The sequence below is a fragment of the Streptomyces sp. NPDC001219 genome (assembly GCF_053597915.1).
Map to the genome: position 1 here is coordinate 75,145 of NZ_JBSFJF010000033.1, position 13,781 is coordinate 88,925.

Annotated in this window: 13 protein-coding genes and 1 riboswitch; of the genes, 10 read left to right on the forward strand and 3 right to left on the reverse strand. The window is 72.4% G+C overall.

Going from position 1 to position 13,781, the window contains the following annotated elements:
* Positions 1-15 precede the first annotated feature (15 nt).
* The 6 genes from ACWC9R_RS21670 to ACWC9R_RS21695 all read left to right on the forward strand — a co-directional run bounded on the left by ACWC9R_RS21670 (position 16) and on the right by ACWC9R_RS21695 (position 7,279).
* Complete coding sequence (locus ACWC9R_RS21670; protein ID WP_450733732.1) at positions 16-1,086, forward strand: MBL fold metallo-hydrolase; 1,071 nt, start codon at positions 16-18, stop codon at positions 1,084-1,086.
* 107 nt (positions 1,087-1,193) lie between these two features.
* Positions 1,194-1,315, forward strand: a riboswitch (cobalamin riboswitch).
* A 235-nt stretch (positions 1,316-1,550) separates the two neighbouring features.
* Positions 1,551-2,864, forward strand: coding sequence for a prenyltransferase/squalene oxidase repeat-containing protein (locus ACWC9R_RS21675; protein WP_450733733.1), 1,314 nt, complete (start codon positions 1,551-1,553; stop codon positions 2,862-2,864).
* The gene (locus ACWC9R_RS21680; RefSeq protein ID WP_450733734.1) at positions 2,864-3,538 is read left to right on the forward strand and encodes an SCO2322 family protein; all 675 of its coding nucleotides are present in this window, start codon (positions 2,864-2,866) and stop codon (positions 3,536-3,538) included. The genes ACWC9R_RS21675 and ACWC9R_RS21680 overlap by 1 nt, the downstream gene beginning before the upstream one ends.
* On the forward strand, positions 3,535-4,701 hold the full coding sequence (locus tag ACWC9R_RS21685) for a CbiQ family ECF transporter T component (protein ID WP_450733757.1): 1,167 nt from the start codon (positions 3,535-3,537) through the stop codon (positions 4,699-4,701). Before ACWC9R_RS21680 ends, ACWC9R_RS21685 begins: the two co-directional genes overlap by 4 nt.
* Positions 4,698-6,341 (forward strand): ABC transporter ATP-binding protein, encoded by a 1,644-nt coding sequence (locus ACWC9R_RS21690; protein ID WP_450733736.1) that lies wholly within the window; start codon positions 4,698-4,700, stop codon positions 6,339-6,341. Before ACWC9R_RS21685 ends, ACWC9R_RS21690 begins: the two co-directional genes overlap by 4 nt.
* The gene (locus ACWC9R_RS21695) at positions 6,338-7,279 is read left to right on the forward strand and encodes an ECF transporter S component (protein ID WP_450733738.1); all 942 of its coding nucleotides are present in this window, start codon (positions 6,338-6,340) and stop codon (positions 7,277-7,279) included. Before ACWC9R_RS21690 ends, ACWC9R_RS21695 begins: the two co-directional genes overlap by 4 nt.
* A 245-nt stretch (positions 7,280-7,524) precedes the next feature.
* Here the strand turns inward: ACWC9R_RS21695 and ACWC9R_RS21700 are convergent, their stop codons facing one another.
* Positions 7,525-8,694, reverse strand: coding sequence for a steroid 3-ketoacyl-CoA thiolase (locus ACWC9R_RS21700; protein WP_450733739.1), 1,170 nt, complete (start codon positions 8,692-8,694; stop codon positions 7,525-7,527).
* A 239-nt stretch (positions 8,695-8,933) separates the two neighbouring features.
* On the opposite strand from ACWC9R_RS21700, the gene ACWC9R_RS21705 reads away from it, so the two are divergent.
* From ACWC9R_RS21705 to ACWC9R_RS21720, 4 genes are all read left to right on the forward strand, one after another.
* Positions 8,934-10,166 carry a cytochrome P450 gene (locus ACWC9R_RS21705; RefSeq protein ID WP_450733741.1) on the forward strand — a complete coding sequence of 411 codons (1,233 nt, stop codon included), beginning with the start codon at positions 8,934-8,936 and terminating at the stop codon, positions 10,164-10,166.
* 458 nt (positions 10,167-10,624) lie between these two features.
* Entirely contained in the window at positions 10,625-11,245 is a 621-nt protein-coding gene (locus tag ACWC9R_RS21710; protein ID WP_450733743.1) for a DUF6230 family protein, read from the forward strand.
* Positions 11,236-11,646 (forward strand): DUF6114 domain-containing protein, encoded by a 411-nt coding sequence (locus ACWC9R_RS21715; RefSeq protein ID WP_450733745.1) that lies wholly within the window; start codon positions 11,236-11,238, stop codon positions 11,644-11,646. The genes ACWC9R_RS21710 and ACWC9R_RS21715 overlap by 10 nt, the downstream gene beginning before the upstream one ends.
* 166 nt (positions 11,647-11,812) lie before the next feature.
* The gene (locus ACWC9R_RS21720) at positions 11,813-12,511 is read left to right on the forward strand and encodes a hypothetical protein (protein WP_450733747.1); all 699 of its coding nucleotides are present in this window, start codon (positions 11,813-11,815) and stop codon (positions 12,509-12,511) included.
* Positions 12,512-12,564: 53 nt separating this feature from the next.
* On the opposite strand, the gene ACWC9R_RS21725 is transcribed toward ACWC9R_RS21720, so the two are convergent.
* Positions 12,565-12,984 carry a hypothetical protein gene (locus tag ACWC9R_RS21725; protein ID WP_450733749.1) on the reverse strand — a complete coding sequence of 140 codons (420 nt, stop codon included), beginning with the start codon at positions 12,982-12,984 and terminating at the stop codon, positions 12,565-12,567.
* A partial coding sequence (locus ACWC9R_RS21730) for a cytochrome c oxidase subunit I (protein ID WP_450733750.1) occupies positions 12,981-13,781 on the reverse strand: 801 nt, incomplete at its 5' end. The genes ACWC9R_RS21730 and ACWC9R_RS21725, both read right to left, overlap by 4 nt.

The following is a 13,781-nucleotide window of genomic DNA, read 5'->3' on the forward strand; positions in this document are numbered from 1 at the left end:
CGAAAGGGGACCGGGATGACCGCGCAGGTGACCGACCACAAGGGCGGGGTGTGGAGCATCGCCGTCCCCATCCCGGACAACCCGCTCGGCCACACCCTCGTCCACCTCCTGGAGACCGACCGCGGCCCGGTGCTCATCGACACCGGCTGGGACGATCCGGACTCCTGGGACACCCTCGTCGCCGGTGTCACCGCCTGCGGGTTCGCCCTCACCGACCTGCACGGCGTCCTGATCACCCACCATCACCCCGACCACCACGGGCTGTCCGCGAAGGTCCGGGAGGCCTCCGGCGCCTGGATCGCGATGCACGCCGCCGACACCGCGGTGGTCCGCCGCACCCGCGAGGCCGAACCGGCCCAGTGGCTCGACTACCTGCTCGCCAAGCTCACGACGGCGGGCGCGCCGGACGAGCATCTGGCGCCCCTGCGGAAGGCGCGTGCCACCGGGGGCGGCCGGAGGCTCCCCGGCCGGCGGGCCGCGCTGCCGGACCGCGGTATCGACCCCGGCGAACTGCTCGACCTGCCGGGCCGCCGGGTGCGCGCCATCTGGACGCCCGGCCACACCCCCGGCCATGTGTGCCTCCACCTGGAGGAGGCACACCCCTCGGCACGGGCCCCCGGCTTCGGCCGGCTGTTCTCCGGCGACCACCTGCTGCCCGGCATCACGCCGCACATCGGCCTGTACGAGGCCCCGGACAGCGAAGGGGTTCCGCCCGGCCCGCACGGGGCGGAGGGCGCCGACCCGCTCGGCGACTACCTCGACTCCCTCGAACGCGTCGGCCGGCTCGGCCCCGCCGAGGTGCTGCCCGCCCACCAGCACGCCTTCACCGACGCCGGTGGCCGGGTGCGCGCGCTGATCGCCCACCACCAGGAGCGGCTGGACCGGCTGCGGGCCCTGCTCCGGGAACCGCGCACCGTCTGGGAACTCGCCGTGGCCATGGAGTGGAACCGGCCCTGGGAGCAGATCCCTTACGGGTCCCGCAACATCGCCGTCTCGGAGGCCGAGGCCCATCTGCGCCGGCTGGTGAAGCTGGGGCACGCGGAGCCGGTGCCGGGGAGCGAACCGGTGCGGTACCGGGCGGTGTGAGGGCGGGCGGATCGGCCCGGCGTTCGGTGGGGCCTTCGGGTTGGCGTTCGGGGGCGGCCGCCCCCGGCTCGCGCCCTCAGACGTGGCTCGTACGTGCGAGCGAGTGCCCGGCGGGTGCCGGTTAAGGTGTGCGGGACAACTTCATCCGTACCCGATCGGGGGAAGCCGGTGGAAATCCGGCGCTGACCCGCAACCGTGAGGACGGCCCGTCCGTACCGCGCCGGCTGGACCGGCAGGGACGGCCGTACGAGCCGGAGCACCCGAGGGGGCACGACCAAGGCTCCCGCCACCGGAAACGTCCGCCACTGGGACGGCCCGGTGCGCGGCACCGTCGAGGTATACGGAGCTGAGCCCGGTGCCACCGCGCCCGTGATCCCCAGGGGGTCGGTGCGCGGGCGGCCGGCCGAGCGTGGCTGCGTAGACCGCCGCGACCCGACCCGAGAGGCACCGACCCGATGGCCCCCATGGCTTCCATGGCTTCCATGGCTCACCAGGCCCCCCTGACGCACCCCGTCGCCCTCCTGGCGCGCCGCACCGCCACGGCGCTGGCCGCCGCGGTGGTGCTGGGCGCGGCCGCTGCCCCCGCCGCGTACGCCGACGCCGCCCCGTCCACTTCCCCGAAGAAGCTGCCGGACGGCCTGCACGGCAGCAAGGACCCGCAGTACGACGGGGTCTGGCGGCAGTCGCTGGCGCTGCTGGCGCAGGACACGGTGGGGCTGCGGCCCGCGGGGTCCGCCGTGCGCTGGCTGGTCGGGCAGCAGTGCGCCGACGGCTCGTTCAGCGCCTTCCGTGCCGACCCCGGCAAGGCCTGTGACGCCAAGACCCTGCGGGACACCAACCAGACGGCCGCCGCGGTGCAGGCGCTGGCCGCGCTCGGCGGGCAGAGCGACACCGTGCGGAAGGCCGTGGGCTGGCTGAAGTCGGTGCAGAACGACGACGGCGGCTGGAGCTCGGTGCCCGGCTCGGCCAGCGACGCCAACTCCACGTCCGTGGTCATCGGCGCGCTCGCGGCGGCGGGCGAGAAGCCGGGGTCCGTGACGTCGAAGAAGGGTGCCAAGACCCCTGACGACGGGCTGCTCACCTTCCAGCTGGGCTGCGACGCGAAGGAGGGCGAGCGCGGCGCGTTCACCTTCCAGCTCAAGGGCGCCGCCCCGAACGCCGACGCCACCGCGGCCGCCGCGACCGGAGCGCTCGGCAAGGGCTTCGTCGTCGCGCCCGCCGACGACCGTGCGGACCGCCCGGTCAAGCCGCTGGACTGCAAGGACGGCGGGGGCGAGAAGACGGACAAGGCGGGCAAGGGCGACCTGGGGCAGGCCGCTGAGGGCGGCGCCGCCTATCTCGTCGCGCAGCTCGACAAGAACGGGCAGCATCTGCTGTCCGCGATGCCGGGCGCCGAGAAGCAGCCCGACGTCGGCAACACCGCCGACGCCGTGGTGGCACTGGCCGCCGGTGGCCATGGTGCCGCCGCCGCGAAGCCGCTGAAGTGGCTGGAGAAGAACGCGGCGGACTGGGCGAAGCAGAGCGGGCCCGCCGCGTACGCGCAGCTGGTGCTGGCCGCGCATGCCACCGGTACCGACCCGCGGTCCTTCGGCGGCACCGACCTGGTGGCCGCGCTCAACGCCACCGGCCCCAAGCCGGCCGCCGCAGCGGCGAAGGACGACAAGGACGGCGACTCCTCGGGCGGCGGCTCCGGTATCTGGTGGGTCATCGGTGTCGGTCTCGCCATCGGTGCCGGCATCGGGTTCCTGCTGAGCGGCCGGAAGAAGAACCAGCTCTGATGCGGGGCACCAGGATCGCCGGCGCGGTGCTGCTGGCCGGTACGGTCACCGGCCTGGCCGCCGGGCCCGCGCAGGCGCAGGAGTACCGCTACTGGTCGTTCTGGGACGGCAAGGGCGGCTCCTGGGCGTACGCCACCCAGGGGCCGGCCACGCTGCGGCCGGCCGACGGCGCGGTCGCGGGCTTCCGCTTCACCGTCGGCGCCGACTCCGCGGGGGCCGGAAAGCCGCGCGCGGCCGCCCGTTTCGAGGCGATCTGCCGCGACACCCCGGCCAAGGACGGCCACAAGCGGATCGGCATCGTCCTGGACTTCGGCACCGCGGCGGAGGCGCCCGGCGGCGAGCGGCCGCCGAAGGCCAGGACGGAGTGTGCGCAGGTCCCGGAGGACGCCTCGGCGGGCGAGGCGCTGGCGGCGGTCGCCCGGCCGCTGCGCTATGACGCCAACGCCCTGCTGTGCGCCATCGCCGGCTATCCGAAGGCGGGGTGCGCGGAGTCGGTGAGCGGGTCGAAGGGCTCCGGGGGCTCGGCCGCGCCGTCGGCCGGAGCGGCGGACCGGGACGGCGGAGACGGCGGGAGCGGTGACGGCGGGCCGTCCGCCGGGCTGCTCGGCGGGGGCGCGGCCGTGGCCGCCCTGGGTGCGGCAGCGGTGTGGCAGGCACGCCGCCGACGCCGATGAGCGCCCCGCGGGCGACCCGTACCATCGCGCTGCACGCCGGCGCCTGGTGGCTGTGGGCGCTGGGTCTGGCCACCGCCGCGTCCCGCACCACCAACCCGCTGCTGCTGGGGCTGCTGGTGGGCGTGGCCGGGTATGTCGTCGCGGCACGCCGTACGGAGGCGCCATGGGCCCGCTCGTACGGCGCGTTCGTGAAGCTCGGGCTGGTCGTGATCGTCATCCGGCTGGTGTTCGCCTTCTTCCTCGGCTCGCCGATCCCCGGTACCCACACCCTGGTCACCCTTCCCGAAGTGCCCCTGCCGGACTGGGCGAAGGGCGTCCGGATCGGCGGCCGGGTCACCGCGGAGGGCATGCTCTTCGCCCTGTACGACGGGCTGAAACTGGCCGCCCTCCTCATCTGTCTGGGCGCCGCCAACGCGCTCGCCAACCCCGCCCGGCTCCTGAAGTCCCTGCCCGGTGCGCTCTACGAGGCGGGCGTCGCGGTCGTCGTCGCGATGACCTTCGCCCCGAACCTGGTCGCCGACGTCCAGCGGCTGCGCGCCGCCCGCCGGCTGCGCGGGCGTCCCGACCGCGGGTTCACGGCGCTCCTCCAGGTCGGACTGCCGGTGCTGGAGGGCGCGCTGGAGCGCTCGGTGGCGCTGGCCGCGGCCATGGACGCACGTGGCTACGGCCGCAGCGCCCAGGTGCCGCCCGCCGTGCGCCACACCACGTCCGTGCTCACCCTCGGCGGGCTGCTCGGCGTCTGCGCGGGAACCTACGGGCTGTTGGGCGGCACCGGGGGCGGCTACGGGCTGCCGCTGCTGCTCGCCGGGCTGGCGGCGGCGCTCGCCGGGCTGTGGCTCGGTGGCCGCCGGTCGGTGCGCAGCCGCTACCGGCCCGAGCGGTGGGGCGCCCGCGCCTGGCTGGTCGCGGGCTCCGGCCTGGCCGTCGCCGCCTTGATGATCTGGGCGAACGACTACGCGCCCGCCGCCCTGCATCCCCCCGCCGTCCCGCTCACCACCCCCGTCCTTCCGCTCTGGCCGGCCGTGTCCGTTCTCGTGGGGCTGCTGCCCGCGTTCGTCGCCCCGCTCCCGCCGGGCGCGGACCGTGACGGCGCCCGTCGTGCCTCCCGTGACCGCCGCCGTGCCCCCGAAGTCGATCCGTGTACGAAGGAGCCCGTCCAGTGATCCGGTTCGAGCAGGTCTCGGTCACCTACGGCGATGCCGCGGCACCCGCCGTCCAAGGCGTCGACCTGACCGTTCCCGAGGGCGAACTGTGTCTGCTGGTCGGCCCCTCCGGCGTCGGCAAGTCCACCGTCCTGAGCGCCGTCTGCGGTCTCGTCCCGCACTTCACCGGCGGCACGCTGCACGGCCGGGTGACCGTCGACGGCCGTGACACCCGCACCCACAAGCCGCGCGAACTGGCCGATGTCGTGGGCACCGTGGGCCAGGACCCGCTGGCGCACTTCGTCACCGACACCGTCGAGGACGAACTCGCCTACGGCATGGAGTCGCTCGGCCTCGCCCCCGAGGTGATGCGCCGCCGGGTCGAGGAGACCCTCGACCTGCTGGGGCTGGCGGAGCTGCGGGACCGGGCGATCACCACGCTCTCGGGCGGCCAGACGCAGCGGGTGGCCATCGGTTCGGTCCTGACCACCCACCCCAAGGTGCTGGTCCTCGACGAGCCGACCTCCGCGCTCGATCCGGCCGCCGCCGAGGAGGTGCTCTCCGTCCTCCAGCGGCTGGTCCATGACCTCGGCACCACGGTCCTGCTGGCCGAACACCGCCTGGAACGCGTGGTCCAGTACGCCGACCAGGTCATCCTCCTTCCTTCGCCGGGCGCGCCCCCGGTCATGGGCACCCCCGCCGACGTCATGGCCGTCTCGCCCGTCCACCCCCCGGTCGTGGCCCTCGGACGCCTCGCCGACTGGTCTCCCCTCCCGCTCTCCGTCCGCGACGCCCGCCGCAAGGCGGCTCCCCTGCGCGAGCGGCTGACGGGGGTCCCGCCACAGGCGCCGGGGACCGGTACGGGCGGTGCGTCGGTGTCGGTGTCGTCATCGGCGTCGGACGCCGCTGCGGAGGTCTCGGGGCTCGGGGTGCGGCGGGGGCGGGCCGAGGTGCTGCACGGGGTGGATCTGACCGTGCGGGCCGGTGAGACGCTCGCGCTGATGGGGCGCAACGGCGCGGGGAAGTCCACGCTGCTCACCACGCTCGTCGGTATGCATGAGCCGTCGTCCGGCACCGTGCGGGTCGGTGGCGCCGTCCCGCACCGCACCCGACCCCGGGACCTGCTGCGGCATGTCGGCCTGGTCCCCCAGGAGCCTCGTGACCTCCTCTACGCGGACACCGTCGCCGCCGAGTGCACCGCCGCCGACCAGGACGCGGACGCTCCCTCCGGCAGCTGCCGGGAGCTGGTCGCCCGGCTGCTTCCGGATGTCCCGGACTCCGTGCACCCGCGTGATCTGTCCGAGGGCCAACGGCTCGCGCTCGCCCTCGCGGTCGTGCTGACCGCCCGTCCGCCCCTGCTCCTCCTCGACGAGCCCACCCGCGGCCTGGACTACGCCGCCAAGGCCCGTCTGATCGAGGTGCTGCGCACCCTGGCCGCCGAGGGCCACGCCATCGTCCTGGCCACCCATGACGTGGAACTCGCCGCCGAACTGGCGCACCGTGTCGTCATCCTCGCCGACGGCGAGATCGTCGCCGACGGTCCCACCGACGAGGTCGTGGTCTCCTCTCCGTCCTTCGCGCCGCAGGTCGCCAAGGTCCTCGCCCCGCTCCCCTGGCTGACGGTTCCGCAGGTGGCCCGCGCTCTGGAGGCCCTCGCATGAGCGTGCCCGCACCCCGTCCGGAGGGCCCCGCGCCCGTCACCGGCTCCGGCCGGCCCGGCGCCGACCGCCCCGAGCCCGGCCGTCCCAACCCCGGCCGTCCCGAGTCCGGTCGCCAGGCCCGTGCCGTGCGGCTCGGGCCGCGCTCCGTCGCCGCTCTGGCGCTGATCTCGGCGATCGGCGTGATGGCGTTCGGCTGGCCGCTGCTCGCCGATTCCGCCTCCGGGCTGGCCCACTCCAAGGACGCACCCTGGCTGTTCGCCGCGCTGCTGCCGATGCTGCTGGCCGTTGTCGTGGCGACCATCGCCGACACCGGTCTGGACGCCAAGGCCATCGCGATGCTCGGCGTCCTGGCCGCGGCCGGGGCCGCGATGCGCCCGCTGGGCGCGGGGACGGCGGGGATCGAGCCGATGTTCTTCCTGATGGTGCTGGCGGGGCGGGTCCTCGGGCCCGGTTTCGGGTTCGTCCTGGGTTCCGTGGCGATGTTCGCGTCGGCGCTGCTGACCGGTGGTGTCGGTCCCTGGATGCCGTTCCAGATGCTGACGATGGGGTGGGTTTCGATGGGCGCCGGGCTGCTGCCAGGGCCGGACCGGCTGCGCGGCCGCGGTGAACTCACCCTGCTCGCCGCCTACGGCGCCGTGTCCGCCGTCCTCTACGGCCTGGTCATGAACCTCCAGGGCTGGCCCTACATCGGCGGCCTGGCCTCCGGGGTCTCCTTCGTCCCCGGCGATCCGCTCGACCAGAACCTCGCCCGCTACCTCGCCTACTGCCTCGCCACCTCCCTCGGTTGGGACCTCCCCCGGGCCCTGGTCACCGTGGTGCTCACCTTCGTCCTCGGGGGCACCGTCCTCAGGGCCCTGCGCCGCGCCACCCGCCGCGCGGCCTTCGACGTCCCCGCCTCCTTCACCCCCGGCCCACCGCGCGAGACCGCCTCGGGCTGAACGGGCCCGGCGCCCTCGGAGCCGTGCCAGCGGGCGAGGGGCAGTGCGCGGGCGAGGGAGGGCGGAAGCGGGAGCGGACAAGGGCGAGGGAGAGGGAGAGGAGAACGAGGAGGGGCGCTGTCGCGGCGCTCTGTTCGTCGTCATGTGCTCGACGGTACGGAGATCGCGAGCCGCGCGGAATGCGGATGTCCACCCACCTCAGCTGCGGTTTTCCTCAGGTTGGGGAGGGAGGCGGACCGGAGCCCCTACAACCGCTGGATGATCGTCCCCGTCGCCAGTGCCCCGCCCGCGCACATGGTGATCAGGGCGAACTCCTTGTCCCGGCGTTCGAGTTCATGGAGTGCGGTGGTGAGGAGCCGGGCGCCGGTGGCGCCGACCGGGTGGCCGAGGGCGATGGCGCCGCCGTTCACGTTCACCTTCTCCAGGTCCTGCTCGAAGACCTGGGCCCAGGACAGCACGACGGAGGCGAAGGCCTCGTTGATCTCGACGAGGTCGATGTCCTTGAGGGACATACCGGCCTTGCCGAGGACCGCGCGGGTGGCGTCGATGGGGCCGTCCAGATGGAAGTGCGGATCGGCGCCGACCAGCGCCTGGGCCACGATGCGGGCCCGTGGCCTGAGCTTGAGGGCGCGGGCCATCCGCTTGGAGGCCCACATCAGCGCGGCGGCGCCGTCGGATATCTGCGAGGAGTTGCCCGCCGTGTGGACGGCGGTGGGCATCACGGGCTTGAGGCCGCCCAGGGCCTCCATGCTGGTGTCGCGCAGGCCCTCGTCGCGGTCGACCAGCCGCCACATGCCCTGGCCCGCGGCCTGTTCGTCCTCCGTGGTGGGGACCTGGACGGCGAAGGTCTCCCGTTTGAAGCGCTCCTCGGCCCACGCGGCGGCCGCCCGCTCCTGGGAGATCAGGCCGAGCGAGTCGACGTTCTCCCGGGTCAGTCCCCGGTTGCGGGCGATGCGTTCGGCCGCCTCGAACTGGTTGGGCAGGTCGACGTTCCACTCGTCGGGCCAGGGCTTGCCGGGACCGTGCTTGGAGCCGCTGCCGAGCGGCACCCGGGACATCGCCTCGACGCCGCAGCCGATGCCGATGTCGATGACCCCGCCCGCGATCATGTTGGCGACCAGGTGGTTGGCCTGCTGGGAGGACCCGCACTGACAGTCGACGGTGGTCGCGGCGGTCTCGTACGGGAGGCCCATCGCCAGCCAGGCGTTGCGTGCCGGGTTCATGGACTGTTCACCCGCGTGGGTGACAGTGCCGCCGACGACCTGCTCGACACAGTCGGGCTGGATGCCCGTACGGGCGAGGAGTTCGCGGTAGGTCTCCCCCAGGAGGTAGGCGGGATGGAGGTTGGCGAGCGCGCCGCCGCGCTTGCCGATGGGGGTGCGTACTGCTTCGACGATGACGGGTTCCGCGGCCATGACTGACTCGTCCTCTCCTCGCGTCCGCGGATGTCCCGGCACCCACGGAAGAAGAACTAGTACGCGTTCTACTTCTACGCCACAGTCTTATGAGGCACCCTCTGAGGCGCAAGGGGCATGCAACCCTTGCCACTGACCGGAGTCGCCGTGCCCCTTGCCACTTACAGGACTCGTCATTACCTTCACCGCGACCCGTAGCTGATGAACCGTCAGACGTTCGGATGGACCAGGAGCCGCCGATGCCATGTCCCGCGCTGCCCGACGGGTTCGACTTCACCGATCCCGACGTCTACCAGTCCCGCGTTCCGCTCCCCGAGTTCGCACAGCTGCGGCGGACCGCGCCCGTGTGGTGGAACGCCCAGCCGCACGGCATCGCCGGCTTCGGCGACGACGGGTACTGGGTCGTCACCCGTCACCAGGACGTCAAAGAGGTGTCCACCAGGCCCGAGATCTTCTCGGCACACCTCAACACCTCGATTATCCGCTTCAACGCGGCCATGACCCGTGACCAAATCGACGTACAGAAACTCATCATGCTGAACATGGACCCGCCCGAGCACACGCGGGTCCGGCAGATCGTCCAGCGCGGCTTCACCCCCCGTTCGATCCGGGCCCTGGAGGACGCGCTGCGCCACCGGGCGGAACAGATCGTCGACGGGGCGCGCCGGAAGGGCTCGGGGGACTTCGTCACCGATGTCGCCTGCGAACTCCCCCTCCAGGCCATCGCGGAACTCATCGGCATCCCCCAGGACGACCGGGCGCGCATCTTCGACTGGTCCAACAAGATGGTCGCGTACGACGATCCCGAACTGGCCATCACCGAAGAGGTCGGCCTCAACGCGGCCACGGAGCTGATCTCGTACGCGATGAACCTCGCCGCGGTGCGCAAGGAGTGCCCGGCCAAGGACATCGTCAGCCAGCTGGTGGCGGCGGAGCACGAAGGGAACCTCGGCTCCGACGAGTTCGGCTTCTTCGTGCTGCTGCTGGCGGTGGCCGGCAACGAGACCACCCGGAACGCGATCACCCACGGGATGCACGCCTTCCTCACCCACCCCGACCAGTGGGAGCTGTTCAAGCGCGAGCGCCCCCGGACGGCGGCCGAGGAGATCGTCCGGTGGGCCACCCCGGTGGTCTCCTTCCAGCGCACCGCCACCCAGGACACCGAGCTGGCAGGGGCGAAGATCAAGAAGGGCCAGCGGGTGGGGATCTTCTACTCCTCCGCCAACAACGACCCCGAGGTGTTCGACCGTCCCGAGGTCTTCGACATCACCCGGGACCCCAACCCGCATCTGGGTTTCGGGGGCGGCGGCCCGCACTTCTGCCTCGGCAAGTCCCTCGCCGTCCTGGAGATCAACCTGATCTTCGGCGCCATCGCGGACGCCATGCCGGACATCTCCCTGGCGGGCGAGCCCCGCCGGCTCCGCTCGGCCTGGCTCAACGGCGTCAAGGAACTCCAGGTGCACTACGGCTGACAGCGGCGCCGCGCTCCAGGAGCACGGCGGCGGACACGGACCGGCACACGGGCGGGACGTCCACCCCGATCGGGCGGGTGGGCGTCCCGCCGGCGTGTGGGCCCAGGGGCGGCCGCGAGGCTCCGGCGCCCATCCGTAGTACCCGCCGGCCGCCCTCCCGGTACACGCGAAGCCGTGCCGGGGAAAGCCGGACCAGCGGTATGTCCGAAAGCATTTCCTCCGTCAACCTTGCCAGCTGTCATGGGCAGACTTACATTCAACTCGCGAGTAACACCCGGCAGTTCGCCCTCCGTGCGCACCGCCCCGCACCGCCTGCGCCCGAGCCGCACACGCTCCCCCCATACGCTCACCCCCGGCTCCGCACGCCTCGTCCGCACCCGGCGCGGCCCTGCGCCCACGCATTCCCCCCACATGTTTCGACAGCGCGCTCCACCGCTCCTCGAAGGGGACATACCACCATGAAGGACGCATACGGCAGACCGGTCACGGGACGCATCAGCTGGCGGAAGTTCGCCGTGCTGTCCGTCCCGGCGCTGGCCGGCACCGCCGCTCTGGGCATCGCCCTGGCCAACGGGGCGCTGGCGGCCTCGTTCGCCGTCTCGGGACAGCAGTTCAAGGTCTCCGCCGACAGCCTCAAGGGCGACGGCTTCGCCCAGTACGGCAGTGTGGACGCGAACGCCAGGGGAGATCTCCTGCCGGTCGCCGTCACCGCCATCAAGACCGCCCAGCTGAACCATCTGTGCCAGTCGGTCGTCACCCACCTGCCCGTCGTCGGCGACATCTCGCTCAACCTCAGCGCCGGTACGGGCAGTACGCCCGTCGAGGCGACCGACCTCTTCGTGGACGCCACCCAGCTCTCCGGCAACGCGTCCTTCCACCAGATCGAGATCGGCCGGGACGCCTCCACGCTCGACAAGGGGCCGGACAGCGCCCAGGGCATGCAGGACCTCTTCGCCCAGCAGGCCGATGACGTCAGCATCAGCAAGCTCCGGCAGACCGCCTGGGCCACCAACGCGGGAACCTTCAAGCTGTCCGGGCTGAGCATGAAGATCTCCAAGGGAAAGAAGGAATGCTTCTGACCTGGCGGCGCTGGCGGCGGGGACGGCCCTTCTGGGGCGGTCTGGCGACCGTCATCGCCGGCGCCGAGATCTGCGCCCTCCCTCTGGCGCCGCTGAAGATCATGCTGCAACAGGGGATCGCCGGTATCCCGTCGGTGCTGATGGGGCTGGTGATGATCGTGATGGGGCTCTCGGCGTGGTTCGCGCCGCACTACCGGGGCCTGGCCGGCGTACTCACCGTGCTCTGCGCGGCGGCCGCGCTGGTGATGTCCAACCTCGGCGGCTTTCTGATCGGCACCGTCATCGGGATTCTCGGCGGCTCGATGATCTTTGCCTGGCAACCGACCGTGCCCCAAGCCCCCGAGGAACCCGGGGCCGCCGCCACGCCGGGCGGCAGCACGCCCGCACCCTGCGAGTCCTAGGCACCCGCGCCCCGCCCGCCGACCGCTGTCCCTGCCCGCTGTCCCCAGTCCCCCGTCCGCCCGTACGCGGCACCCCACACCTCACTCGCGTACGGGGCGGACCGCTGCCCGCAGCACGCCCGCCGCACCGCTCCTCCGGCACCTCACCCCTCAGAAGGAGACCACGATGACGACGACCACGCGCCCCGCCCGCCGCACGCCCCGTCAGCGCGTCCTGCGCACCGCCGGAACCGGGGCCGTCGCGGCCCTCGGCCTGGCCCTCGCCATGACGAGCCCGGCGACGGCGCAGCCGGCCGGAACGCCGTCCGCCGCGGCGTCCACCACGGTGAGCCCCGCGGGGCACAACTTCACCGCCACGCTCAGCGGCAAGGCCACCTTCAAGGCCGGTGTCGTGACCGTCACCTGTACGACCTCGGTGTCCAGCGGGCAGGTCCCGGCCGCGCCCGGCAACCACAACCCGGCCGGTGCGGTGAGCAGTTCGACCACCCCGGCGACCTACAGCTCCTGCACGACGAGCATGCCGGGCGTCAGCGCGACCGTCACCACGACCGGCACCTGGGGCGTGGCCATGCAGAACGGGGCGCCGGTGACCGCCGGGCTGACCATCCCGACCGGCGGGTTCGTGCTCAAGACCAGCGGGCTGGCGTCCTGCACGGTGACCGCGGCCCCCACGTCGGCGGCGACGGTGAACGGCAGCTGGACCAACGGCGCGCCGTCCACCCTCGCCTTCACCAACGCGTCGGTCCCGGTGAAGGTGGTGGGCGGGTTCGGCTGCCCGACCAGTGCGACCACCTCGACGTTCAACGCCACCTACACGGTCAGGGACACCACCGCCCCCACGTCCCAGATCACCGTCACCGGCTGAGCGGCGCCCGCGCCACGGGTGACGGCCGTGCCAGGTGCGCGGGCGTCACCCGGTCAGCGTGCGCTCATGCCGGCGGCCGCCATGGCCGCCAGCACCACCACGGCCACCGTGCCCGCGAGGAAGGCGGTGAGCAGCCGTCGGCGCAGCACCCGGTAGACGCCTTGGTATTCGGTCCGCAAGGAGGCGCTGCGGTGGGCGATGCGCTCCAGATAGGCCCGCGAGGTCTCGCGCTGGTCCTGGCAGTAGCGCAGCTCGACCTCCCGCCGCTGGCTGTCGGTGAGCCAGGGCAGGCCGTCGCAGAAGGCTTTCGCGCGGGTGCGCGCACGGTCCTTCTCCGCCTCCAGGAGGAGAAATCCCTCGATCTCGTTGACGGCCCGGTCCAGCTGCATTTCCGCGGCCCTGCGCGATTCTCCGCCGGTCACCGTTCCCCCGGTGTTCCGCATGTCGTGACCCATCCGCGTTCCCTCGCTCATGTGCGTGCTCCGATTCCCGGGGCGGCGGTCTCCGCGGTATCCGGCAGGGCCGCGATTCCGTGGGCGATCTCCGGGTGGTGCAGGTCGAATGCCGGGGATTCGGAGCGAATGCGCGGCAGGGTGCGGAAGTTGTGCCGCGGCGGCGGGCAGGACGTCGCCCACTCCAGCGAGCGGCCATAGCCCCAGGGGTCGTCGGCCTCGATCTTCTCGCCGTACTTCGACGTCTTCCAGACGTTGTAGAGGAACGGCAGGAGGGAGAGCCCGAGAAGGAAGGAGAAAATGCTGGAGACGGTGTTCAGGGTGGTGAATCCGTCGGCGGCGAGATAGTCGGGGATACGCCGCATCATGCCTTCCGCGCCGAGCCAGTGCTGGACGAGGAAGGTGCCGTGGAAGCCGATGAACAGCGTCCAGAACGTGATCTTGCCGAGCCGCTCGTCCAGCATCCTGCCGGTGAACTTCGGCCACCAGAAGTGGAAACCGGAGAACATCGCGAAGACGACGGTGCCGAAGACGACGTAGTGGAAGTGCGCCACCACGAAGTACGAGTCGGAGATGTGGAAGTCCATCGGCGGCGAGGCCAGGATGACACCGGTCAGACCACCGAAGACGAAGGTGATCAGGAAGCCGATCGCCCACAGCATCGGCGTCTCGAAGGACAGTGAGCCCTTCCACATCGTGCCGATCCAGTTGAAGAACTTCACCCCGGTCGGCACCGCGATCAGGAACGTCATGAAGGAGAAGAACGGCAACAGCACGCCGCCCGTCACATACATGTGGTGCGCCCAGACCGTGACGGA